The sequence below is a fragment of the Pseudoalteromonas sp. Angola-30 genome (genome assembly GCF_028599215.1).
GTDB classification, from domain to species: domain Bacteria; phylum Pseudomonadota; class Gammaproteobacteria; order Enterobacterales; family Alteromonadaceae; genus Pseudoalteromonas; species Pseudoalteromonas atlantica.
Window position 1 is genome coordinate 96196 of sequence record NZ_JAQREI010000006.1, and the last position, 25761, is coordinate 121956.

21 protein-coding genes and 1 pseudogene are annotated in these 25761 nt (G+C 41.0%); 15 read left to right on the top strand and 7 right to left on the bottom strand.

The features are described 5' to 3' along the window. Positions 1–5 precede the first annotated feature (5 nt). The 5 genes from PSH54_RS10055 (at position 6) to PSH54_RS10075 (ending at position 6577) form a co-directional block, all read left to right on the top strand. Positions 6–1040, top strand: a complete 1035-nt coding sequence (locus PSH54_RS10055; protein ID WP_273606060.1) for an HlyD family secretion protein — start codon at positions 6–8, stop codon at positions 1038–1040. Positions 1041–1329: 289 nt separating this feature from the next. Beyond that, the gene (prfC, locus tag PSH54_RS10060) at positions 1330–2919 is read left to right on the top strand and encodes a peptide chain release factor 3 (RefSeq protein WP_004586154.1); all 1590 of its coding nucleotides are present in this window, start codon (positions 1330–1332) and stop codon (positions 2917–2919) included. Between the two features lie 62 nt (positions 2920–2981). Next, positions 2982–4724 carry an arginine--tRNA ligase gene (gene argS, locus PSH54_RS10065; protein ID WP_273606061.1) on the top strand — a complete coding sequence of 581 codons (1743 nt, stop codon included), beginning with the start codon at positions 2982–2984 and terminating at the stop codon, positions 4722–4724. A gap of 434 nt (positions 4725–5158) precedes the next feature. Beyond that, positions 5159–5797, top strand: coding sequence for a pyridoxamine 5'-phosphate oxidase (gene pdxH / locus PSH54_RS10070; protein ID WP_273606062.1), 639 nt, complete (start codon positions 5159–5161; stop codon positions 5795–5797). Positions 5798–5809: 12 nt separating this feature from the next. Then, on the top strand, positions 5810–6577 hold the full coding sequence (locus tag PSH54_RS10075; RefSeq protein WP_273606063.1) for a TatD family hydrolase: 768 nt from the start codon (positions 5810–5812) through the stop codon (positions 6575–6577). On the opposite strand, the gene PSH54_RS10080 is transcribed toward PSH54_RS10075, so the two are convergent. Then, positions 6544–7164 carry an AhpA/YtjB family protein gene (locus PSH54_RS10080; protein ID WP_004586158.1) on the bottom strand — a complete coding sequence of 207 codons (621 nt, stop codon included), beginning with the start codon at positions 7162–7164 and terminating at the stop codon, positions 6544–6546. The genes PSH54_RS10075 and PSH54_RS10080 overlap by 34 nt on opposite strands. 151 nt (positions 7165–7315) lie before the next feature. Between PSH54_RS10080 and serB the strand changes: the two genes are divergently transcribed. Then, the gene (serB, locus tag PSH54_RS10085) at positions 7316–8332 is read left to right on the top strand and encodes a phosphoserine phosphatase SerB (protein ID WP_273606064.1); all 1017 of its coding nucleotides are present in this window, start codon (positions 7316–7318) and stop codon (positions 8330–8332) included. Positions 8333–8521: 189 nt separating this feature from the next. Here the strand turns inward: serB and PSH54_RS10090 are convergent, their stop codons facing one another. Then, entirely contained in the window at positions 8522–10999 is a 2478-nt protein-coding gene (locus PSH54_RS10090; protein WP_273606065.1) for a PilZ domain-containing protein, read from the bottom strand. A gap of 359 nt (positions 11000–11358) precedes the next feature. On the opposite strand from PSH54_RS10090, the gene radA reads away from it, so the two are divergent. The 3 genes from radA to PSH54_RS10105 all read left to right on the top strand — a co-directional run bounded on the left by radA (position 11359) and on the right by PSH54_RS10105 (position 14796). Beyond that, a complete protein-coding gene (gene radA, locus PSH54_RS10095; RefSeq protein ID WP_004586161.1) occupies positions 11359–12744 on the top strand; it encodes a DNA repair protein RadA in 1386 nt (461 codons plus the stop codon). Positions 12745–12819: 75 nt separating this feature from the next. After that, the gene (locus tag PSH54_RS10100) at positions 12820–13752 is read left to right on the top strand and encodes a hypothetical protein (RefSeq protein WP_029774278.1); all 933 of its coding nucleotides are present in this window, start codon (positions 12820–12822) and stop codon (positions 13750–13752) included. Positions 13753–13944: 192 nt separating this feature from the next. Beyond that, a complete protein-coding gene (locus tag PSH54_RS10105; RefSeq protein ID WP_273606066.1) occupies positions 13945–14796 on the top strand; it encodes a tetratricopeptide repeat protein in 852 nt (283 codons plus the stop codon). Positions 14797–14914: 118 nt separating this feature from the next. Here PSH54_RS10105 and serA read toward each other — a convergent pair whose 3' ends face one another. The 5 genes from serA to metK all read right to left on the bottom strand — a co-directional run bounded on the left by serA (position 14915) and on the right by metK (position 19463). Continuing rightward, positions 14915–16144, bottom strand: a complete 1230-nt coding sequence (gene serA, locus PSH54_RS10110; RefSeq protein ID WP_004586164.1) for a phosphoglycerate dehydrogenase — start codon at positions 16142–16144, stop codon at positions 14915–14917. 9 nt (positions 16145–16153) lie between these two features. Beyond that, a complete protein-coding gene (gene rpiA / locus PSH54_RS10115; protein ID WP_121637870.1) occupies positions 16154–16807 on the bottom strand; it encodes a ribose-5-phosphate isomerase RpiA in 654 nt (217 codons plus the stop codon). A 37-nt stretch (positions 16808–16844) separates the two neighbouring features. Further along, entirely contained in the window at positions 16845–17441 is a 597-nt protein-coding gene (locus PSH54_RS10120; protein ID WP_024033134.1) for a 5-formyltetrahydrofolate cyclo-ligase, read from the bottom strand. 19 nt (positions 17442–17460) lie between these two features. Next, a complete protein-coding gene (locus PSH54_RS10125) occupies positions 17461–18003 on the bottom strand; it encodes a hypothetical protein (protein WP_273606067.1) in 543 nt (180 codons plus the stop codon). Between the two features lie 308 nt (positions 18004–18311). Further along, entirely contained in the window at positions 18312–19463 is a 1152-nt protein-coding gene (gene metK / locus PSH54_RS10130) for a methionine adenosyltransferase (protein ID WP_004586168.1), read from the bottom strand. Positions 19464–19767: 304 nt separating this feature from the next. Between metK and tkt the strand changes: the two genes are divergently transcribed. The 6 genes and pseudogenes from tkt (at position 19768) to PSH54_RS10160 (ending at position 25630) form a co-directional block, all read left to right on the top strand. Next, positions 19768–21759, top strand: coding sequence for a transketolase (tkt, locus tag PSH54_RS10135; protein WP_273606068.1), 1992 nt, complete (start codon positions 19768–19770; stop codon positions 21757–21759). Positions 21760–22016: 257 nt separating this feature from the next. Beyond that, positions 22017–22331 (top strand): pyrimidine/purine nucleoside phosphorylase, encoded by a 315-nt coding sequence (gene ppnP / locus PSH54_RS10140; protein ID WP_024033130.1) that lies wholly within the window; start codon positions 22017–22019, stop codon positions 22329–22331. A 178-nt stretch (positions 22332–22509) separates the two neighbouring features. Then, positions 22510–22866: a ribosome hibernation-promoting factor, HPF/YfiA family gene (gene hpf / locus PSH54_RS10145; protein WP_024033129.1), complete on the top strand. Its 357-nt coding sequence runs from the start codon at positions 22510–22512 to the stop codon at positions 22864–22866. A gap of 142 nt (positions 22867–23008) precedes the next feature. Beyond that, on the top strand, positions 23009–24244 hold the full coding sequence (locus PSH54_RS10150) for an NRAMP family divalent metal transporter (protein WP_031289801.1): 1236 nt from the start codon (positions 23009–23011) through the stop codon (positions 24242–24244). A 71-nt stretch (positions 24245–24315) separates the two neighbouring features. Then, a pseudogene (locus tag PSH54_RS10155) lies at positions 24316–24465 on the top strand (GNAT family N-acetyltransferase); the annotation flags it as partial. A 514-nt stretch (positions 24466–24979) separates the two neighbouring features. After that, positions 24980–25630: a DUF4760 domain-containing protein gene (locus tag PSH54_RS10160; protein ID WP_182695081.1), complete on the top strand. Its 651-nt coding sequence runs from the start codon at positions 24980–24982 to the stop codon at positions 25628–25630. Positions 25631–25761: the final 131 nt, after the last annotated feature.

The following is a 25761-nucleotide window of genomic DNA, read 5'->3' on the forward strand; positions in this document are numbered from 1 at the left end:
ATATTATGGCCTTACCAAAAGTAGTTAAATTAACCGTTGCAGCAACTATACTTGCCGTTGTTGCAGGCAGTATTATTTATCTTAATAAACCGGAGTCGCAAAGTGCAACTCAAACAACTGACGATGCCTACGTGCAAGCCGACTTTACCTTTGTGGCGCCTCAGGTATCTGGCACGGTAGATCAAGTACTCATTAAAGATAACCAGCGAGTACAAAAAGGCGATTTAATTGCCACCATAGATAATCGCGATTTTGTAGTGGCCCTAGATTCTGCTAAAGCCCAAGCTAATAGTGCTAAAGCAAGTGTAGCTAGCTTGCAAGCTAAGCTAACTTATCAAGATTCGCTGGTACAACAAGCGCAAGCTGCGGTAGAGGCCGACACTGCATCACTTAAATTAGCACAGTTAAATTTAAAGCGTTATACCAACTTAGCCAGCGATGGCTCAGGCACTGTGCAAGCACGAGAAGAAGCACAAGCAAAGCTGGCTATTCAAAAAGCAAACTTGCATAAAAACCAAGCAGGCCTTGCAGCAGCAAAGCAGCAGATTGAAATTTTACGTGCCGATATTGAAAAAGCCAAAGCTGTGCTTGTACAAGCTAAAGCACGTGTAGTAGATGCCGAGCTTAAGTTATCGTATACCCAAATTACTGCGCCTATTGATGGCGTAGTTGGCCAAAAATCGGTGCGTGTAGGGGCGTATGTAAACCCAGGCAGCCCGCTATTGGTTGTTGTACCGCTTGATAAAGTGTTTGTTAGTGCAAACTACCGTGAAACTCAGCTAGCTAATGTAAAAGTTGGCCAAGAAGTTGAAATAAAAGTGGATGCACTACCAGGGCAAATTTTACGCGGCCATGTTGATAGCCTAAGCCCTGCCAGTGGAGTGAGCTACTCAGCCATTGGTGCTCATAACGCCACGGGAAACTTCACCAAAATTGTGCAGCGTTTACCGGTTAAAATTAGCTTAGATGCAAACCAGCCGGCGCTTAAGCAGTTACGAGTAGGTATGTCGGTGGTGCCAAGTATTTCAATAACGCAGTAGCACATTGCGTTAATTACAGGGCCAGTAACCATGTTGCTGGCCCTTAAAATTAGTTACTCCTTCCTTTTGCATATAAAGCCAAGATATTTTTGAGTTAGATAGCACACTTTTATACCGACTCCTGTTACAATTGCCACTATTAAAAAATTAGCTATATGGCGTTAATTGTTGTCAATTTATTCACACTAAATTGCTCAAAGCCCAGTTAATAACGATCAACTTAACGGGTTGCCTTGCATACACTCAATGTTATGCATGTAACTTGGCATCAAACTAAAAGAACTTATTAATGGCAGACCAGAATATTATCAACGAAATTAGCAAGCGAAGGACTTTTGCAATCATATCGCACCCGGATGCTGGTAAAACCACCATCACCGAAAAAGTACTTTTGTTCGGACAAGCGATTCAAAAAGCCGGTACTGTAAAAGGCCGTGGCTCTAATCAGCATGCAAAGTCTGACTGGATGGAAATGGAAAAAGAGCGTGGTATATCGGTTACTACCTCTGTAATGCAGTTTCCGTATAACAATGCGCTGGTTAATTTACTTGATACCCCTGGACACGAAGACTTCTCAGAAGATACTTACCGTACATTGACTGCGGTAGATTCGTGTTTAATGGTTATTGATGCCGCAAAAGGTGTAGAAGAACGTACCCGTAAGCTAATGGAAGTTACGCGCCTACGTACCACGCCTATTGTTACCTTTATGAATAAGTGTGACCGTGATATTCGTGACCCAATGGAACTACTTGATGAAGTAGAAACAGAGCTAAATATTGCCTGTGCGCCTATTACTTGGCCAATTGGTTGTGGTAAAGAGTTTAAAGGTGTTTATCACATTCATAACGACGAAGCTGTTTTATACAAAACAGGCCAAGGTCATACTATTCAAGAAGTTCGCACTGTAAAAGGCCTAGATAACCCAGAGCTTGATACCGCCATTGGTGAAGAACTCGCTGAGCAATTACGTGAAGAGCTAGAGCTGGTAATTGGTGCCTCAAATGAGTTTGATCTTGAATTGTTTTTAGCGGGTGAGCTTTCACCGGTGTACTTTGGTACAGCCCTTGGTAACTTTGGTGTAGACCATGTACTTGATGGTTTGACGCAATGGGCACCAACGCCATTACCGCGCGAAACAGATGACCGCCAAGTAATCGCAACAGAAGAAAACTTTACCGGTTTTGTGTTTAAAATTCAGGCCAACATGGACCCTAAACACCGTGACCGCATTGCCTTTATGCGTATTGTGTCGGGCAAATACAGCCAAGGCATGAAAATGAACCACGTACGCCTTGGTAAGCAAATTAGTATTTCTGATGCGGTAACCTTTATGGCGGGCGATCGTGAGCGTGCAGCAGATGCATATGCGGGCGATATTATTGGTTTGCATAACCACGGTACCATTCAAATTGGTGATACCTTTACGCAAGGCGAAAAGCTTAAATTTAGCGGTATTCCTAACTTTGCGCCTGAGCTATTTCGTCGTATTCGTTTGCGCGATCCGCTCAAACAAAAGCAATTATTAAAAGGCTTAGTACAACTTTCTGAAGAAGGTGCTGTACAGGTATTTAGACCGCTTACTAACAACGATTTAATTGTAGGCGCGGTAGGTGTTCTTCAGTTTGACGTAGTTGTAGCGCGCTTAAAAGCTGAGTACAACGTAGATGCAATTTACGAAGGCGTAAATGTAAATACGGCACGTTGGGTAAGCAGCGACGATGTTAAAAAGTTTGAAGAGTTTAAACGTAAGTGCGAAAGCAACTTAGCACTCGATGGTGGCGATAACTTAACTTACATAGCACCGAGCCGTGTAAACCTTAACTTATCGGTAGAGCGTTACCCAGAGGTAACCTTTAACCATACGCGCGAAAACTAGAATCGACTGACTAAAGTTAACTGAAAGCCTGCTATGGCGGGCTTACAAAGGTAAATAATATAATGAACATTCGTACTATTTTAGTAGAAAAAGCCATTGCCGCCATGACCGCAGCAGGCCTACCAGAAGACACAAACCCAGCTGTTACACAAAGCACACGCCCACAGTTTGGTGATTACCAAATTAATGGAGCAATGGGCGCCGCTAAAAAAATGAAAAGCAACCCACGTGAGCTTGCGCAAAAAATTATTGATAACCTAGATGTAACCGACATCGCTGAAAAAACAGAAATTGCCGGCCCGGGTTTTATTAATATTCATTTAAAGCCTGAGTTTTTAGCCAACAGTGTAAAAGCAGCAAACAGCGATGCAAAACTGGCTGTAAACGAACACGCTAACCCACAAACTGTCGTGGTAGATTACTCATCACCTAACCTTGCAAAAGAAATGCACGTAGGCCATTTACGTTCAACCATTATTGGTGATGCCATTGTACGTGCGCTTGAATTTAGAGGCGACAAAGTCATTCGTCAAAACCACATGGGCGATTGGGGCACACAATTTGGTATGCTAATTGCGCATTTAGAAGATCAAATTAGCCAAGGCGTAGACTTAGAGTCGGTAGCGCTTGCTGATTTAGAAACGTTTTACCGCGATGCAAAAAAACGTTTTGACGATGAAGAAGGCTTTGCCGATAAAGCCCGTGACTATGTAGTTAAACTACAAGGCGGCGACGCGCACTGTGAAAAACTATGGAAGCTATTTATAGCGACCTCTGTTAAGCACTCTGAAGAAGTTTACAAACGTCTAAACGTAACGCTTACCCAAGACGATATTATGGCTGAAAGTGCTTACAACAGTGAGCTTAACGATATTATTAGCCTATTAAAAGATAAAAACATAGCGGTAGAGTCGCAAGGCGCACAAGTGGTCTTTTTAGATGAACTTGCCAATAAAGATGGTGAGCCATCGGCGTTTATCGTGCAAAAATCTGGCGGCGGCTTTTTATATGCAACCACCGATTTAGCCGCGTGTAACTACCGCTCAAATACCTTAGGCGCTGAGCGTATTTTAATATTTGTTGATGCACGCCAAAGCCTTCACTTTAATCAAGTGGAGCTTACCGCACGTAAAGCAGGCCTTTTACGCGATGAAACAAGCTATGAGTTTTGCCCGTTTGGCACCATGATGGGCGCCGATGGTAAACCATTTAAAACCCGTACTGGTGGTACAGTAAAACTTGCTGATTTGCTTGAAGAGTCGATTAGTCGTGCAGCAACAAAACTTGCTGAGCGTGAATCTGATTTATCAGATCATGATCGCAGCGAAATTGCGCGTAAAGTAGGTATTGGCGCTGTTAAATACGCTGATCTTTCTAAGCATCGTACCAGCGATTACATTTTCAACTGGGACACCATGTTAAGCTTTGAAGGCGCGACAGCACCTTACTTACAATATGCTTATACCCGTGTACGCAGTATTTTCCGTAAATCAGGAGTCGATGCCGCTACGCTAAATGCAGATGTAGCTATAGCCGAGCCGCAAGAAAAAGCACTTGCGCTTAAACTGTTACAGCTTGAAGAAGTCCTTGATTTAATGATCTCTGAGGCTACTCCGCACGTACTATGTAGCTACTTATACGAGCTAGCTAGCCTATACATGACATTCTACGAAGCCTGCCCAGTACTAAAAGAAGGCGTAGAGCCAAGCGTACGTGACAGCCGTTTAGTGTTATGTAATTTGGTTTCTAAAACACTAGAAACGGGATTAGATTTGTTAGGCATTGAAGTCATGGAGCAAATGTAATCACCGTCGTATTTTAACCTAATACTGCGTTATCCAATCCGACTTACCCTAATCACATACAAACCGTATGCTCATAGGGATAAGTAGGGTTGGATGCCTTGTCTTAGGCTAAACTACTTAGGTGAACGTCTGCTTCGTGTGGTTCGCTTTGACTACGTTGTCGTGCTTTTTCAGCCTAAGTCACATACTAATTGTATGCTCCTTGGCATAGATAGTTCTACCGCCTTGCTAGCACTTCTACACTTGCAGATAATGTTAGGTGTTTATACTTGACGTCTCCTATAGGTGCATCAATTTTGTAGCTGATAGCTGATAGCTGATAGCTGATAGCTGATAGCTGATAGCTGATAGCTGATAGCTGATAGCTGATAGCTGATAGCTGATAGCTGATAGCTGATAGCTGATAGCTGATAGCTCTTTAGAAGGATTTGTTTATGAAACTCGAAGATATCCGCCGTGAATACCTGCAAGACGCGCTAAGCGAAGATAACTTGCAAGATGATCCATTCAAACAATTTGAAACCTGGCTTGAGCATGCTGCGGGCAGTAATATCCCAGACCCAACGGCCATGGTTGTGGCAACGGTTGATGAAACCGGCCAACCTTCACAGCGTATTGTATTGTTAAAGCATTTAGATGATAACGGGTTTGTATTTTTTACTAATACCGGCTCACGTAAAGCGCAAGAGCTAAAAGGCAATAACAAAATATCGCTGCATTTTCCGTGGCATCATATGGAGCGCCAAGTGATTGTATACGGTGAGGCAAAACCATTACCGACGGCTGCAGTCGCTAAATATTTTTTATCGCGCCCTAAAGAAAGCCAATTAGCAGCATGGGCCTCAGCGCAAAGCAGGCCAGTCTCATCGCGCAAAGTACTTATGGAAACCTTTGTCAATATGAAGAGTAAATTTGCTAATGGTGAAATTCCACTGCCTGATTTTTGGGGCGGTTACTGCGTAGTCCCTTCTAAAATTGAGTTTTGGCAAGGTGGCGCACATCGTTTACACGACCGCTTTATATATCAGCGCCAAACTGATAATAGCTGGCAAATAACACGTTTAAACCCTTAACCGGTTTATGCTGTGAAGTTTATAGATTCCCACTGCCACCTCGATTTTACTGAGTTTGACGCAAACCGCGGATCACTCATAAAAGAGTGTATGGCTAAAGGCGTTGAGCGCTTTGTTGTGCCAGGTATTAGCTTGGCGCAATCTCAGCTGCTAATTGAATTTAAAGCTAAATACCCACAAGTACATATTGCCGCAGGGCTTCACCCTTACTTTTTAGATGAGCATAAAGATGCTCACTTAGCGCAGTTATTCGATTTTGCAAAAACCAATAAAAAGCAGCTGGTGGCAATAGGGGAGTGCGGGCTTGATAGAAGTATTGATGACCTTGAAAAACAAACCAGCCTATTTGAGCAACACATTACCCTTGCTAACGAGCTCAAGCTGCCGCTTATTGTGCATCACAGGCAAAGCCATGATTTAATTGCGCATGCGTTTAAGCGCTGCAAGCCAAAATATGGCGGGGTGATACATGCATACTCAGGCTCCATGCAACAAGCACAATATTATATTAAACAGGGCTTTAAATTAGGCGTGGGTGGCGTTATTACCTATGAACGTGCGGCTAAAACCCGTGATGTAATTGCTCAAATAGAACCGCAGCATTTAGTGCTTGAGACGGATGCGCCCTCAATGCCATTAAGTGGCCATCAGGGAGAAATTAACACCCCTGCGCATATTCCTGCTGTATTTGAAGTTTTATGCAGCTTAAAGCCAAATAGTAATAAAGCCGAAGTTGCTCAGCAGCTTTACGATTCTTGCTCTGAGGTTTTTTGCATATAGCGATTTACCTGCCAACGTTTTAGGCCTCGCCCTAGCTGCCATGTAAAAATACAGGCTATTACTAGCATTAATAAAACTTGCCTGCCTAAATCATGAAAGTGATTGTGGCTGTCAGATATTGCCGCGCGGGTTAAATAAGTAATAGATACAAAGCCTAAAGGCTTATCTATGTCGCTTACAACAGGCTCAACAAACGGGGTTTTTAGTTTACTAATCCCTGGGGTGGACTCTGGCAATTGGCCAAATATATGGTGCGATTGCCAGTGATCGCTGCTGGCTATAAGTACGCCTTGCTGATCGTAAATTGTGGCTGAAAGTACAAACTCGTCTTTGCTTATATCATTACACAAAGCTCTAAGCTGTGGCTTATTTTTAGCAAGCAATGGCTCTTTAGCATTAAGTGCCATAAATGAGGTTAAGCTTTTGGCAGTATTATCGGCACTATTATAAAGTAGTTGGTGGCTTTCAAAGCTACTGTTAACACCTACAAAACTCAGTAATACAAAACAGCCCGCAGCCAATAACAAGCGAACGATTCGCTTTCTTTGTGATGCAGACAAAGGGCTTTTTATATGGTTATTTTTCATAGTCACCGTATATGCTACTGACAGCATTTTGATTTGATGTTACAACTACGCTAACTATAACCTTAAATCTACCCCGATGGCGAATTTAGCGTTATGAATACCCTAATTGATACGCCAAATTAGAAAAATAAATAACAAACACGGAGAACCCATGTCGCAAATGAACATGGCACAGCCAGCTGCTGAGCAAGCATTACATTCTTTAACGCTAAACACATGGTTTGATTACAAAGAAGGGAGTTTTACTCCTGCTCAAACAATACCAGATAAAGCCGTTGGGTTATTTAGTATTGCGTTTGCGGGCGATTTTGAACTAAAGCATGTAACGAGCATTATCGACTTTTTAAAAACGCACGCGCTCAAAGTAACCGCTGTATGTCAATATCAGCCCGACTTAGGGTTAGCCCCAGCTCTGTGTTTTTATAGCCCAGAGGCTGCGCAAAAAATTAACCCGCTTGCGCTAAGAGAGTTTGCAAACACGCTTGATTTTCAGCTAGTGCAAGTTACAACGCCACCTAACCTATATGAGCCAGGGCTGCTAGTTATGGATATGGACTCTACCGCCATCACTATAGAGTGCATTGATGAAATTGCACGTTTAGCAGATGTATATGACGATGTGGCTTCGGTGACCGCGCTTGCAATGGCAGGCAAACTAGATTTTAGCGAAAGTTTAAATCAGCGTGTGGCAAAGTTAGCCGGCATAGAACAAAGCTTAATTGAAGATCTAAAAAACACCCTACCATTAATGCCAGGTATTAAAGCGTTATGCCAAATATTAAAGCAGCATAATTGGTATCTTGCTATAGCATCAGGCGGGTTTGTGCCCTTTGCCGAGCGTGTGCAGCAGCTGATTAATTTAGATGAAGTACATGCTAATGTGCTTGAATTTGCAAACGATAAACTGACAGGAAAAGTCTCTGGTGCCATTGTTGATGCGCAGCATAAAGCGGTTGTTTTAGAAACACTGCAGCAAAAGCTGGGCTTAGCAAATACGCAAACGGTAGCCATTGGCGATGGTGCGAACGATTTGCTCATGATGGAAAAAGCAGGATTAGGCGTTGCCGTACACGGTAAACCAAAAGTGGTGGAGCAAGCGCAAGCGGCTATATGTCAGGGCTCGTTACTGCAATTGCTGTATATGCTGGCTATTCCCTTAAATAAGTAACCTGAGAATAACCACCAAAATAAGTTATACCAATCGGGTTAAGTTATTAGATATTTATAGCGACAGATAAATAGCGTGATAACAAGGCATAAATTTCGACATGTAGTTGTTCTACATGAGAAATTTATAACGCCGCTAACGCTTTATTTAGCACGCTATAAACTTTTAAGTCGATTGGTATTAAGCCGCTTAGCGCAAGCGGTTTAACCATAACAGCTTTCTGCGGCCCATTTGAGCGACCTGCTTTTGATCTAACTCTAAATGGCTAAGCGCTTCGTCGGTTATATCTACAATATCACCCACCCCAGATACTGCCCACAGCGCTTCTTCTATGTCTTTTGCTTTGTGCATTGCATATTGGCTTACATATTTAAGTTCGTTTGATAGGTAGTCTGTATCTGGGCGACCCGTTCGCGATAAGTACAAGCGCATAACAAATACCAGCTCAGACTTAACGCCTGCGCTAATTTGCTCACTAAAGCTCGAATAGGTTTCGCCTAGTACGCATTGGCTCGTCACAGCCTTTTCAATGTTATCTTGTTTAGGGTCAAAATTAATTGCGAGTGTAAACGGCAAAGGCGGGTCTTGTCGGCTACGATCTTTAATGCTTGGGGTGATCACATCAATAATTTGTTGCTGCGTTAAAATATGGCTTAGGTCAGTTTTATTATTTAATAAGCCAAAATTTTGTAAAATCACGTGAATTGGGCTGGCATATAAACCAAAACCTATGGCACCTGGAATAAAGTGGCTTGCTTCTTTATGTAAATAAAGCGGGAATTGGCACACACTTTTGGTCACCATATTTCTCAGTGCGGTAGAAAGGCCTTCTATTTTAGGCGCTTCTTCAGACACTTTTAATTTATCTTTATTACTTTGAATTAATTGGGTAAAAAAGTTAACCCCTGCATGTGGTAAGTCAGCAACTCTGTTGGCTTTTAAATTAATGGTCGTTAACGACTTACTAATTGCCATCACTTCGTATTTAAGCTCACTTAAATTATGCTTTTTAGTTATTTTTTGTAAATCGGGGAAAGACAGTAAAACAATATCACCTTTTTTAAAGCTAACCGGCGAGGCTGACTCTAATTGCAAACCCATAACCGAAAAATCCCGAGTATGAGCCTGATACTGCTTATCCTCAAACGTAAGCTCGGCAGGTGTTTTATATAAGTATCGTTTGTGAGAGCGTAAATTTACATACTCTAGTGGCACAATATCTAAATAAGGAGGCTTATTATGCTTAGCGTGGCCAAAATGTTTAAGCTGGTTAACTAACGCCTTATCGTAGGGCTGCTTCTTATAATGCGCTTGTTCTTCACTGTTGCCAATGGTGGTTAAAACCGCAATATATTTTACATCTTTTATAAGGCCTGCCACTCTTGGAGAAGGTGGCTTATTTAGCTTTTCTATGTTTTTACCCGCCGAATTAGGCAACGATAATGGAATAAACGAATCATCTGGGTGGCTTGGCATAACTTGTAATTTAAAGCATTGCCAGCTGTCTTTTTGGCTACCAAACCCTAAAAATAGGTTTCTTAATTTAGGGTTGTTATTAAGCTCTGTACGCGTGGCTGAGTAGTAATAGATTTTTCCTGCAGAAACATGAGTAAACGTATATAAGTAATCTTCTTTTACTGCGTTTACTTGGGTAAGCATTTGGCTAATACGTTGATTATTTAAAATGCTATATAAGCAGGGCACTTTTCGTTCATCAGTAAAATAGCGCTGAATAAAAATATTATTTTCAGTGGTTAGGCTTAAACTAGGAACAATTTGTTCGCCTTTTTTACTTAAAAATACGTATAAAGAGGTAACGCGCGGAATATAATATTGCTCATAACCCTTTGAAACCAAAGCATCTAGGGTGTTATCTAAGTTCACTTTATAGCGGCGTTTATTACCGTTTATAAAGCTATCTAAAAAATTATCGAATGCTTCATTTTTTTCTATAAAAGTACGCTTTAAACGAATGTGGTTATATTCACGAGATATGTTTTCAACTGCAACTACTTCATATTGAATGCCATTTTTAAGGCCTAGCTCAAAATCTTGCTCAAGCCCTACTAGCCGCATGGCAATTAGCTGCCCTTTTTTTATAATTTGGCGGGTAGGAAGCTTAATTTTACAACCACTCAAAGAGATATCTGAGGTACTCGCGGCAATGTTTTTCTTATCGTTGTACTCAATTTTAACTTTAATCGAGTAGTTCATTCGCTCCTCAGAGCGGCTTTCATAAGAGGCAAATTTTATTACGCTGGTAGTCAGAGTGTCGTTTTCAACTTGTGTATCACTTTGCTCTTGTGCTTGTTTTTGTAGTACGCGATGGTTGTTTTCGGTATTCATTACCGCTTCGTATACCGCTAAAGTATAGCCGCCGTGTTGTTTTAAGGCTGCCTCAAATACTTCTATGGCGGTGTCATCCATAAAGTGTTGTTTACCATTGTGCTCATACGGGCGAACTTGGCCTGTTACTAAGCCTCGCAGGTCAACAAAACGGGCAACTGGCTGAGATAGGCGCGACATTTCCATTTTCATTAAAAACTGCTCAGGCTTTGTTAAACCTGCCGTTTTAGATTTGAAAATTAGGTCGAACTTTGCGTTACCTAAATAGGTTTTTAGCTCATTTACGAGGTCTTCGTGTTTGAGCAGTATGTCTTCAGCCATTTATAAATCGTCACCGTCTAATTGAAAAGTAGGTATACTGTAAAGTCCATTTATTTGAAAAATTCAATAAACGTAACATCGTGCTATGTTGTTAATATAGGTACGATTTTTCGTGTAAGTACAGTTTAACTCTTGTTATTATGTGTTAAATGCCAATTTGTTGGCAAGTTACTTTAAAGTATTTAAAAGCAATAAGTATGCCCTAACTTAAAGTAAAAGAGAAAATTACATGTGTTTGTTTCTAATATAGATCCTTGATTGGCTTTAGCAATGTAGCGCTGCTATGTCGTTCTCCCCATGATAAAATAAACAACTAAATGTATGCATTTTAAATTAAAGAATAGTAGGTAAGGTTATAAATGGCTAAGGCGGCAAAAGTAGAATTTGTTTGTACAGAGTGTGGTATGAACTACCAACGTTGGCAAGGTCAGTGTCGCTGTGGTGCGTGGAACACGTTGGCAGAATTTAAACCCTCTGCAGGGCAAAGTAAAAAAGCCGCTGCGCGAGCAACGGTTGGTGGTTATGCAGGTGGTATTGGTGGTGGCTCTAAAAAAATTGATGATGTAGCCACCACCGAGGCCGAAAAGCAGCTAACAGAAATAGGCGAGCTTGACCGTGTACTAAGCGGCGGCGTAACCACGGGCTCGGTTAATATTATATCGGGCGACCCAGGGGCAGGTAAAACAACGCTGTTATCTGATTTAGTAGCCAGAATGTCGCAGCGTATGCCATCACTTTATTGTACTGCTGAGGAGTCGTTGTCGCAGTTTAAAAACCGTGTAAACCGCTTAAAGCTTAACTATAACGCCGATGAGCTTTATTTACTTTCTGAAACTAGCGTAGAAACCATTATTGAAGAACTTGATAAAAATAAAATTAAGTTTGCTGTTATCGACTCTATTCAGGCGGTTGTAACCGATACTGCAAATGGCAGCCCTGGTTCGCCTTCGCAAGTAAAAAGTGCCGCGCAAGCGCTTACTCAGTATTGTAAGCAAAACGATGTCACTATGTTTATTATTGCCCATGTAAACAAAAACAACGAAATTGCAGGTCCGCAAACATTAGTGCATATAGTGGATGCCTTATTGCACATTGACACGAATGATGGACAAGTACGTACGCTTAGAGCTAATAAAAACCGTTTTGGTGATATTGATACCGTAGGCATTTTTAAAATGTGCGAACGCGGCATGCTAAGTGTTGATAACCCCAGCGAGATTTTTTTATCGGGATCAAGTACTGAATCACCAGGCTCTACTATTACGTGTATCCGAAAAGGTAACCGTAATTTATTGCTCGAAATTCAATGTTTAACCACCGAAACCGAAGCCGAATTTCCGCAGCGTGTGTGCGTGGGTTTAAACATGAACCGAATAAAAATGCTCACTGGTATTTTACGCAAACACACCAAAACTAAAATATTTCACGATACATTTTTTAATATTGTGGGCGGCTTACGAATCGATGAAACCGAAACCTGTATTGATTTAGCGTTAGTAACCGCGCTTTTAAGCAGCTTAAACGAGTTTGTTGTACCGCGTACAACCTGCATTATGGGAGAGCTTAGTTTAAACGGCGATGTGCGCCCAATCGACAGCGGTGTACCACGGGTTAAAGAAGCGGCTCAGCATGGGTTTACTGAAATATTTATTCCGTTTCGTAATTACCATAAATCGATGGAAGGACTAGGGGCTAAAATTACGCCAGTAAAAACCGTGCACGAGTTACTGAGTTTAATTAATTAACGCTTACAGCGGCTGCTGTGCAATGTTACTCTTGAGCAAATATAATTTATATACAGATCAGAATAAGGAAATAGCATGAAAAAACTCGTAATAGCCATAGCCATTGTTGCAGCTGGCGTAGGCGGTGTTAGCTACGCAAACTATGTAGCAACTCAAGAAGTACGTACCGAAGTAGACAAGCAGCTTGCTTTAGTGAGCGATCAAACCGGTGCAACATTTAAATACGCGGGTTTATCGGCAAGTGTTATTTCTCAAAGTGTTGAAATTACTAACATGGAAGTAATTAGCCCTGAAGGTGATAACGTAGCGCATATTCAAAGTATTGAAGTAACCGGTTACGAAACCGATAAAATATCGCCACATACATCGTTTACAGTAAAAAGCTTTCAGTTCGATAAAGACTTTGTAGCAAAACTACCTGCTGATACAAACGAAATGCTTGCCTCTGCAAGTTACGACTTAAGCTCATCGCTCGATTACGATGAACAATCTGGCGACAGTGACGTAGTTTTAAAACTAGATGCAAAAGATATTGCTAGTTTTAATATGGATGTAGGCCTTGCCAATTCTAAAGCATTAATGGACGCATCCCTTGCGATAAGCAAAGCACAGCAAGAAGCAGGTGACACGCCGCTTACGTACGAGCAAGAGTTACAACAGCAAACCTTAGTTATGCAAGCTATGAGCAAGCTTGAGCCACGTAATATTAATTTAGTACTTAATAACCAAGGCAAATTAAAAGAGCTATTTGTGAGCGAGCTTGAAAAACAAGGTATGACGCTTGAGCAAATGCAAATGACGCTACAGCAACAGTTACAGCAAGCTCCCGTAACTGAAGAAATAGCACAGGCGCTGACTGATTTTGCCAAAGGTTTAAACTCATTAAGCATATCGGCAAAATTGCCTGAAGGTAAAACCATGATGGAAGTAAACCAGCAAATAATGATGTTAGCTGGCCAGCCAGAAGAGCTAGTTAAATTTGTTAATTTAGAAGTTAAAGGCGAGTAAAGTCGTTTTAGCTTTGTAGTTGCCTATATGGTTGGCTGCAAACAATGAAGTTGTTAGAGCGTGGGTATATCTCACGCTTTTTTATGCAATATAATAATCTGTTTTTAAATGCTTTTTCATTGGTTGAACTGCTTGTTTTTTAGTCTCTGTTTGGCTAGTGTATTAGTTATACATACGGAAATGGACCTAATTATGCGCTTATTTTTAATTCTTACCCAAGTAATAATCTTATCGCTTTCGCCTGCCTTATCAGCAAAAACTAATTTTGAGCACAATATCAAGGTGGAGTCATGCTCTTCAGAAAAATGTAAGGAAGAGTTTAAGAAACTAAAGCGATACTCACGTCAACAGATCCCACTTGCTCAAGAGATGTTGGGCACTTTTTATTATAATGGTTATGGTGTAGAGCAAGATTTAAAAAAAGCAAGAAGGTACTTTTATGACGCCGCTCGTTGGGGGCTGCCTAATAGCCAGTTTAAACTTGGCATAATGATGATTGAAGGCCAAGGTGGTGAAGTTAATAAAAGCCTTGGCTTTACAAACTTACGACACGCCGCTAAAAAGTTACCAAAAGCAAATTATTATATTGCAGCATATATGCTAACTAATAACCCGACAAAAGATAATGCTTTAGAAGCAAAAGAAAAGCTAGAACTGGCAGCAAATAAGGGCTATGTGAGGGCAAATTTTTTACTAGCTAAAGTGTATGAATCAGCAATTTTAGGTCAATCCAATAAAGAAAAAGCAATTAAGCATTATAAAAAGGCGGCTATAAAAGACCCAAGGGCAAAACTAAAGCTTGCCGCTTTAGGCATTGATTTACCAAGAGAGCCTGAAAATAAAGATATTGAGCGTATAACCGTTGTTAGAGAAAAGCAAACAATGGGTAATTTTATCACTAATATAAAAAATATGCCTAGTATGCGAACCGCCGTATCGAGTCGTATTAAAGGAGGTAAATGCGTGGATAGCATCAGCTGTGAAAGTATAAGTGGCTATGAAAACTTGAAACTGTTTAAGCAAGGAGCTACTCAAGGTTTATAATGGGCACCTAGGTAAATGCGTTGAAATGAGAGCTTAAAGTTAAGTTAGCTTTAAAATAAAAAACACCGTATTTATTTTAAACACGGTGTTTATTTAATTATTTTTTACACTTCATCTTTTAGTGAAGAATACGCGCTCTAATTGTACCTTCTACTGCGCTTAACTCTTTAAGTGCAACTTCTGACTGATCGGTATCTACGTCAATAACTACATAACCAATTGATTCATCAGTTTGTAAGTACTGAGCGGCAATATTAATACCGTGCTGGGCAAACGCTTGGTTAATTTGTGTAAGTACGCCAGGGCGGTTGTGGTGTACGTGCAATAAGCGGCTACGGTTAGCAAGCTCTGGAAGCGAAACCTCAGGGAAGTTAACCGCTGTAATAGTTGAACCATTATCTGAGTATTTAGCTAATTTACCGGCTACTTCAATACCAATGTTTTCTTGCGCTTCTTGGGTAGAGCCACCAATGTGCGGCGTTAAAATAACGTTGTCGAATTCACGCAGTGGCGATACAAATTCTTCTTCGTTAGATTTTGGCTCAACAGGGAATACATCAATAGCTGCGCCGCTTAGCTTTTTCTCGCTAAGTGCTTCGGCAAGTGCATCAATATCCACTACAGTACCGCGTGAAGCGTTAATTAGTATTGACCCTTGCTTCATTACGGCAAGTTCTGCTGTGCCAATTAGGTTTTTAGTTTGCGGTGTTTCTGGTACGTGTAAACTAATAATATCAGCGCGCTGTAAAAGCTGTGTTAGGTTATGAATTTGTGTTGCATTACCTAAAGAGAGCTTATCTTCAATGTCGTAATACTCTACGTTCATACCTATGTTTTCAGCCATAATACCAAGCTGTGTACCTATGTGGCCGTAACCAATAATCCCGAGCGTTTTACCGCGCGCTTCAAACGAGCCGGTTGCTGTTTTTAACCAGCCGCCACGGTGCGCTGCTGCATTACGCTCTGGAATACCACGTAATAGTAATAGTATTTCGCCAAGTACAAGCTCAGCTACTGAACGAGTGTTTGAAAACGGTGCATTAAATACCGCAATACCGCGCTCGCGAGCTGAGTTTAAGTCAACTTGGTTAGTACCAATACAAAAACAACCAATGGCTACTAGCTTTTCAGCTGAGTCTAAAACTGCTTGGTTAATATGAGTACGAGAACGAAGCCCTACAAAGTGCACATCTTTAATACGCTCTTTAAGTTCGTCCTCAGGTAGCGATGTTTTTACGTAGTCGATGTTGCTGTAACCATTACGTTTAAGCGTTTCTACTGCGCTTTGGTGAACACCTTCAAGCAAGAGAATTTTAATTTTGTCTTTTGCTAACGATACCTTACTCATAACCTCATCCTATTTAATTTGTGGCCCATTTTTAGTGCCGATAATCACTTTATCAGCGCCGCGCATCGCAAATAGGCCGTTGGTAACTACGCCAACAATTGAATTAATTTGTGTTTCAAGTTGTTTGGCATTACTAATACTTAAATTGTGTACATCTAAAATAACGTTACCGTTATCGGTTACTACGCCTTGGCGGTACACAGGGTCGCCACCAAGTTTTAATAATTCACGCGCTACGTAGCTGCGTGCCATGGGTATAACTTCTACCGGAAGCGGAAAATCGCCCAATGTATCTACTAATTTTGTGTCATCAACAATACAAACAAATTGTTTTGCAACGGCTGCGACTATTTTTTCGCGGGTAAGTGCTGCGCCGCCGCCTTTGATCATTTCGTTTTGGGCATTAATTTCATCTGCGCCGTCTACGTATACATCAAGAGCATCTACATCGTTTAGCTCAAACACTTCAATACCTAACGCGTGTAAACGCGCTGTTGAAGCCTCAGAGCTAGATACCGCACCCTTTATGGTGTCTTTTACTGTGCCTAGGGCATCAATAAAATGATTTACGGTAGAGCCTGTCCCCACACCAACAATGGTGTTTTCTTTTACAAACTCGAGTGCAGCCCACGCAGCTGCTTTTTTTAATTCGTCTTGCGTCATTGTTATGCTCATATTTCAAATGTGTAGTGGGTGTTTATTACCAGTGATAAATTTTATCGGGAGTAATAATGGTTTTAAGTGGAACATCCCACGATTCAATTGGCAGTGCATCTACTTTTTGGCAGCTGTGTGCTAAGCCTATAAGTTGCGGTTTTTGCCAATTGTAAGCGTGTAATTGCGCCAGTGTTTTATCGTAAAATCCACCCCCCATTCCTAATCTGTTACCTTGATTATCAAATGCTACAAGTGGCATCAGTAAGTAATCTAAATCAGTTAATGGGCATATTTGAGAGCAGTTCAGCTTAGGCTCCAAGATACCATAGCGATTTGCCCTCATGGGTGAGTTTTTTTCATAGCGTTGAAACAGCAAAGTAGCCCCATTAAATGGGTGTATAACGGGTAAGTAAAGGGTGTGGCCTTGTCGCCATAACTCATTAATTAACAATGATGTATCTAATTCTCCATCGTTACTAAAGTAAATGGCTATATGTTTTTTTGAGGCTGTTTTATCGCTATTTAGCTGTTGAGTAAAATTCAACTTTAACTGTGCTGCGGCTTTTTCTTGCTGTTTTTTTGATAGATTATTGCGTAATTGGCGAATAGATTGGCGTATGTGTGTACGTTTATTGCTCATTGTAATTACGCACCTTTGATTAAATAGACACTAAATCAGGAAAAGCTAAGTAAACAGCAAGCACAATAAGTAGTAAAACGGCAGTGGCAATCAGTGAATATAACAAAGTATTGCTACGCGTTTTAACGGGTTCATCGAGCTGCTCGTCAAGCATAAGATCATCTTCTTGCCAGTCATCGCTTTCGTCTGTAGGGCTTTTTAGCTCATTGCTTGGAAGCCTTTGTTCTAGCTCTTCTAGTTTTTCTTCTAGGCGGATCAGGCTGCTCGTTATGTAATCAAGGGCATCAAAAATCCGTTCATCCCGCTGACTAGCTGCGCTAGGGCTTTGAGTGGGCAGCTCACCTGTGGCTTGTAACTTACTTTTAATGCCTAGGCTTGCCAGTAATTTGGCCTGCTTTAAGGCTTTGTCTTTATTGCTAGGTGCAAAGAGTGCTTTGCCATTAAAAAACTGAGTTACTTTATCTTCAGACGTTTTTAGTTTACTTGCTAAATTAACGCAGGCCGTTTTAGCCTCAGTGCCCTCGGCGAGCCCTACAAACATAACGCGAAAATTATTGGCCATTTACTTATCCCTTAAGCTTTTATTATGCAAAGAGTATATACCTAAAACCGTACGAAATTCGAGGGCTAGCTAATACCAATTTAATTCAAAACACGATTAGTTTAGCGTATTAAATAGCGCACTGACTGCGTTAAAATTATTTATATAAAATAACTGTACGCCGTAAATTCCTTTGTTATTGCACTCTTTACTGGGTGCTATGATAAATAACTAAATTAATGCAATTGATATAAAGCGCATAATTAGCCTTTGCTTTAGATATAAAAACGGCCCTTAAAAGGGCCGTTTATTATTTAATGCATTTTGGCTTAAAGGCCAGCAGCTGCGCGAAGTGCGTCTGCTTTATCTGTACGTTCCCATGGGAATTCGTCACGACCAAAGTGACCGTATGCCGCTGTTGGTTGGTAGATAGGGCGCTCTAAATCAAGCATTTGAATTAAGCCGTAAGGGCGTAGGTCAAAGTGCTCACGAATAAGCTCAATTAAACGACCTTCTTCAAGCTTGCTCGTACCAAAGGTTTCAACGCTGATAGAGGTAGGCTCTGCCACACCAATTGCGTAAGATACTTGTAGCTCACACTTATCAGCAAGGCCTGCAGCCACTACGTTTTTAGCTACGTAACGTGCAGCGTATGCAGCTGAGCGGTCAACTTTTGATGGATCTTTACCTGAGAAAGCACCACCACCGTGACGTGCCATACCACCGTATGTATCTACGATGATTTTACGACCTGTTAAACCACAGTCGCCCATTGGTCCGCCAATTACAAAGCGACCTGTTGGGTTAATGAAAAATTTAGTCGCGCTAGTAATAAGCTCGGCAGGAAGTACTGGCTTTATGATGGTTTCCATCACGGCTTCTACTAAGTCATTTTGCGAAATTTCTTCTGCGTGCTGAGTAGAAAGTACAACTGCATCAATACCTACTGGCTTGCCGTTTTCGTATGCAAAAGTTACTTGAGATTTTGCATCTGGGCGTAACCAGTTAAGCTCGCCGCTTTTACGTACTTGCGCTTGGCGCTGTACTAAACGGTGTGAGTAAGTAATTGGCGCAGGCATTAGTACTTCTGTTTCGTTACATGCATAACCAAACATTAAGCCTTGGTCGCCAGCACCTTGTTCTTCTGGGCTAGTACGGTCAACACCTTGGTTAATATCAGGAGACTGCTTACCAATAGTGTTTAAAATTGCACACGAGTCTGCATCGAAACCCATGTCTGAATGCGTGTAGCCAATTTCACGTACTGTTTTACGTGTAATTTCTTCAATATCAACCCATGCGCTAGTGGTAATTTCACCACCAACCATAACCATACCGGTTTTTACGTAAGTTTCGCACGCAACACGGGCATGAGAGTCTTGCTCTAGGATAGCATCAAGTACCGCATCAGAGATTTGATCGGCGATTTTATCCGGATGACCTTCAGAAACAGATTCAGAAGTAAATAAATGTTTTGCCATTGTATTTCTGCTCACAAATATTGCGCTTCACAAACGTCGGTATTAGCGCTAAAAAATTAAGGGGCGTATTTTATCTAAAACAAAACACCTTGCATAGTGTTTTTACGCCTAGACGTCTAAATAAAATGAGTAATAACTTTTTGGTCTTAAAAAATATTCATAATAGCCCATTTTTATGGGGTTTTTAATTGCACACTGCACCCACATTAAGTAAGAATGGTTGCTATAACAGCTCTTAAGTTACTTAAGGGTATTAACGAACACATAAGTACCCGCGCAAATACACATAAAGGTAGGAGAATTCATGCCATCTCGCAAAGAACTTGCAAATGCTATTCGCGTCTTGTCAATGGACGCAGTACAAAAGGCCAAATCTGGCCACCCTGGAGCCCCAATGGGCATGGCCGATATCGCAGAAGTATTATGGCGCGATTATCTAAAGCATAATCCAACTAATCCAGAGTGGGCTGACCGTGACAGATTTATTCTTTCAAATGGCCACGGTTCAATGCTTATCTATTCTCTATTGCACCTAACTGGTTACGACTTACCACTTGATGAAATTAAAAACTTCCGTCAAATGCATTCTAAAACGCCAGGCCACCCTGAGTACGGTTATGCACCAGGAATTGAAACTACTACGGGCCCACTAGGTCAGGGGATCACAAATGCGGTAGGTATGGCGATTGCTGAAAAAGCGCTTGCTGCACAATTTAACCGTGAAGGCCACGACATTGTTGATCACTACACATATGCATTTATGGGTGACGGTTGTTTAATGGAAGGTATTTCTCATGAAGCATGTTCACTTGCTGGCACATTAGGCCTTGGCAAGTTAGTGGCTTTTTGGGATGACAACGGTATTTCAATCGATGGTGAAGTTGAAGGTTGGTTTAGCGACGATACACCAGCACGATTTAAAGCGTACGGCTGGCATGTAATAAGTGACGTTGATGGCCACGACAGCGATGCTGTTAGTGCTGCAATAGCAGAGGCTCAAAGTGTTACCGACAAACCATCACTAATTTGTTGTAAAACAGTGATTGGTTACGGTTCACCTAATAAATCTGGTAGCCACGATTGTCACGGCGCGCCATTAGGTGATGACGAAATTACAGCGTCTCGCGAATTTTTAGGCTGGTCTGGCGGTGCATTTGAAATCCCTGATGATATTTACGCACAGTGGGATAGCAAAGAAAAGGGTCAACAGCTTGAATCTAGCTGGGACGAAAAATTTGCAGCATACGCAAAGGCATACCCAGAGCTTGCAGCTGAATATAAGCGCCGTATTAATAACGAACTTCCAGGCGATTGGGCTGAAAAATCTCAAGCGTACATAGAGCAACTACAAGCAAACCCTGCAAACCCTGCATCTCGTAAAGCGTCGCAAAATGCATTAAATGCATTTGGCCCGTTATTACCAGAGTTCATGGGTGGCTCAGCCGATTTAGCTGGCTCAAACTTAACAATTTGGGATGGCTCTAAAGGGCTAACTGCAGACGATGCAAGCGGTAACTACGTTTACTACGGTGTACGTGAGTTTGGTATGTCGGCAATTATGAATGGTATTGCCCTTCATAAAGGCTTTATTCCTTACGGTGCAACGTTCTTAATGTTTGTTGAATACGCAAAAAATGCGGTACGTATGGCTGCACTAATGAAGCAACCAAGCATTTTTGTATACACGCACGATTCAATCGGCCTAGGTGAAGACGGTCCAACTCACCAACCGGTAGAGCAAATTGCGAGCATGCGTTTAACGCCAAACTTATACAACTGGCGCCCGTGTGACCAAGTTGAGTCGGCAATTGCATGGCAACAAGCTATTGAGCGTAAAGATGGTCCTACATCACTTATCTTTACTCGCCAAGGTCTTGAGCAACAAGCGCGTGACGCACAGCAATTAGCAGATGTTAAAAAGGGTGGTTACATCCTTAGCTGTGACGGCGAGCCAGAGCTAATTATTATTGCAACAGGTTCTGAGGTGCAACTAGCACAAGACTCTGCAACAGAGCTACGCAGCCAAGGTAAAAAGGTACGTGTTGTATCTATGCCATGTACTGATGTATTTGAAGAGCAAAGCGCACAGTACAAAGAAAGCGTACTACCGGCAGCCGTTACACGCCGCGTAGCAGTAGAAGCAGGTATTGCTGATTACTGGTACAAGTACGTAGGCCTAAATGGTGCAGTAGTAGGTATGACTACCTTTGGTGAGTCGGCACCTGCTGGTGAGCTGTTTGAGCACTTTGGCTTTACAGTAGAGAACATTGTAAATAAAGCAAACGCGTTGTTTTAACCGTTAGCTTTAATATTTAAAAGCCCGCCCTGTGTAAAACAGGGCGGGCTTTTTTGTTTGCTGACTGAGTTATAAAGTGGCGTAGTAGCCTTAAGATACTTCAATCACACTGCTTGTAATACGTAGTACTTTTTTGGCTTAAAGCCTTTTGAGCTTGAATTTTAGATGAGTAATTTTCACAGCGCTTTTCTTGCAAGGCTATGACCTATCAGGCAAGGTGGTGGCCGATTAAATAAAATAATACAACAGGAGTGAGGATGTCTCAGTTTGAAAATGTAAGCGTAATTAAAAAAGCGAACGTGTATTTTGACGGTAAAGTATCAAGCCGTACCGTGGTATTTAACGATGGCACAACCAAAACGCTAGGCTTTATGCAACCAGGCGAATTTGTATTTGATACAAGCAAAAAAGAACTCATGGAGCTGTTAGGCGGCCAATGGGATATTTTATTACCTGGCGAAACGCAGTGGAAAACATTTATCGCGGGCGAATCATTTAACGTTGATGCCAATGTTAGCTTTAAAGTAAAAGTGAGTGATTTTGCTGACTATTGTTGTTCGTACACAGACTAAACGCTAAAGGCTAGACGTCTGAAAGCCCATACTTTATGGGCTTTGCATAAACTTTGCACAACTTGTAATTTAAATCAGTTTAAGTAACAAATTAATTTCAAAAATCAGTGCTTTTTCCTTGTGTTAATCTAAATAGCCCCCAATACTATTTATGAGGTAACAAATAAAAGGATACCCTATGAAAATTAATCTTTCTGGTCACCATGTAGACGTTACTAACTCTATTAGAGAGCATATCAACGAAAAGTTTTCAAAAATCGAGAGCCACTTTCCATCACTTATCGCACTCGACATTATATTGTCTAAAGAGCATCACAAAATCCAAGCAGAAATTAGCACAAATTACGAAGGTGCGCGTATATCGGTAAAAGGGGAAAACGAAGTTATGTACCCGGCGATTGCAAGCGCAGCTAAAAAACTCGATGCAGCACTAAAACATCGAAAAGGGCAAATAAAAGCAAATTTACACGAAAAGCCTGTAAGCACAACGCCAGAAATAGCGCACGAAATCATCCAAGAGATGGAACTAAAATAAGATTTAGTCCCAAAGTACTATAAAAAAGAGCCTTACGGCTCTTTTTTATTGCCTTTAATTTAGGTAAGTTATTCAGCCTTCGGTGTTATTAATTATGAAAATTAATAACCAGAGCGAATAACACACATAATTTGAGAAATTAATGCAGCAAACACACACCTCTTGGAAATCTCGATTGGGCGCACTAGGCCCTGGTATCTTAATGGCAACCGCAGCAATTGGCGGCTCTCACTTAGTTGCATCTACTCAAGCTGGCGCGCTATTTGGATGGCAACTGTTTTGGCTAATTCTCGTTGTTAACGTATTAAAGTACCCGTTTTTTCGCTTTGGTATGGAATACACCTTAGCAACCAAAAACAGTTTAGTAGAAGGCTATAAAAATAAAGGCCCTGTCTATTTTTATAGTTTTATTGGCTTAAATATACTGGCCGCCATAGTTAATACCGCAGGGGTGTTATTACTGACTGCAAGCTTGCTTCATTATGCACTGCCAATAGTGATAGAAGTCACGCTACTGTGTTGGATATTGCTCGGTGTGTGTTTAGCTATTTTATTACTTGGGCACTTTAAAGCGCTCGACAGCGTTGCTAAAGGCATTATGGGGCTATTAACGCTTGCTACTGTTATTGCACTGGTTATCGCGTTTAGTAATGGCCCAATGGCACCAGCTGACTATATTGGCCCATCACCTTACGAGTTGGCTATGCTGAGCTTTATGGTCGCGTTAATGGGCTGGATGCCAGCACCCATTGAAATTTCAGCCCTTAGCTCGCTATGGCTTAAAGAAAAACAAACTCAGCAAACGGTTACTAAAAGCCAAGGTTTATTCGATTTTAACGTAGGCTATTGGCTAACAGCCTGCTTAGCATTGGTATTTTTTAGCTTAGGTGTGCTGGTGCAATACGGGCAAAGCAGCAGTATTGAGCTTGGCGGTGTTGCCTTTGCTAAACAGCTTATTGATATGTATGCACTGACTATTGGCGAGTGGGCAAGGCCACTTGTATCAGCCATTGCTTTTTTATGTATGTTTGGTACTACACTCACCGTGCTTGATGGCTACGCACGTACACTTAACGAGTCACATAAACTACTTGGCTTTAAGCAATCTAAACACAGTTTAAATATTTGGTTAGTACTGCAGGCATTTGCCGGTATGGCAGTTATTTTATTTTTTAAATCGGCCCTGGGGCCAATGCTTACCTTTGCCATGACACTTGCTTTTGTCACTACCCCCGTTTTTGCATGGCTTAACTTTAGCCTAGTGCGCTCAGAGCCTGCTATTAAACACAGCGTACTATTGCGCAGCTTAACGTGGTTAGGCTTAGTGTACTTGGTTGGTTTTGCTGTTGCGTTTGTGGTGTGGAAACTAGCAGCCTAAATATAGCTATTTACTTTAGGGCTTTAATTAAAGCCCTAAAGCATTAAATTCAAGGATTAAATGGGGTGTAAATGGATATTAGAACAGACGCGCTTTCAAACCCACACATTATAAAGTTACTACAAGCGCATCATGACGATATGCTAAAACACTCACCTGTTGAAAGCGTACATGCGCTGGATGTAACTAAACTCACAAAGCCTGATATAACTTTTTATAGCTGATGGATTGATAAAATTACGTTTTAAATTAGCAGTTTTGCTTCTATGTTCTCCTCTTATCAATAAGGTTCATAGATTAATCTGTATCCAATAACTGAAAGCTGGGAACTTGTACAGATACAAATAATGTCGTTCCGTTATCCTGTTCTATAAAATGCTAAAAACTCTCAAATTCATTTTAATATTAAAAACGTATGTTTATATAGCAAATAGTTCTAAAGTACGTTTTTAGAGAGGTGCAAGGCAATTCACTGAGATTCAAGGTTATTCGCAGGAACGGTATTGTTGTAACTGTTGTAACGGTCAGTTATATTCTTTTTACACGGTAAATATTTAAACAAATTAACATTTGTATATTTGGATACCGCTTGGTAGTAAAGCAATACTACCACTTTTCCACGCCAGGAGACGTAATATGATTACATACAATGAAGAAGATTGGCCAATATAGCCCGTCACTAGTTTTAAAGAAAAGAGCCTAAATGGCTCTTTTTTTGTTCTAAGGAATGAATAAGTGAGTAAGCGTGATTCAATGAAAAGTATTTTTATTCTTTGGTTTATAGTGGCTCCTGTTGCAGGAATTTACTTTATATCAAAGATGGACCCTAAACTCTTTCCAAGCGGAGCTGTTTTGCTCTCTGCTTTACTGGGCTTATCAGCAGCATTAGCAGGAATGTTTTACCAACGGCAAACAGCGAAAGAAAAAAATACATTAGATTTTCAACAAAAGCTTAAAGATGATAAAGATTATTTAGCGCATGTGGTTGTATTAGGTGGAATAATACATAGCCTTGAAAGAAAGCAGACACTCTTAGAGCTTGCAAAGCCTGAAAACTCTAATGACTCTAGGGTTATGTCTATACGTTATGTTTTAAATACTTGGGAACAAGCGGCAAATGCTATTAGGCATAAGTTGTATGATGAAGAATTTTTGTACTCCTCACATAAATCTTCTGTTATCGATCTTAGCCTACACTTAAGACCATTTATTAGAGCACGTCAAAAGAAAAATATTTCTCTTTATTCTGACTTTAGCCTATTGGCATTAAAGTGGACTATTAAAAGAGATAGTTTTGAATCACAACAAACAAAAAAAGAATTGAAGCGTATATTCAGACAACTTGATAAAGTTAAGTCAGGAAAAATAAACCCGACACAAAAATAAACCTACATTAACTCGGTAAGTCGGCTTGTTTCTAATAAATTTATCATTTACTGTCGGATGGCGTGGCTTCGCCACTTATCCGACCTACTTCAAAGGTAGGTTGGTTAAGCCAAAGGCGCCACCCAACAACG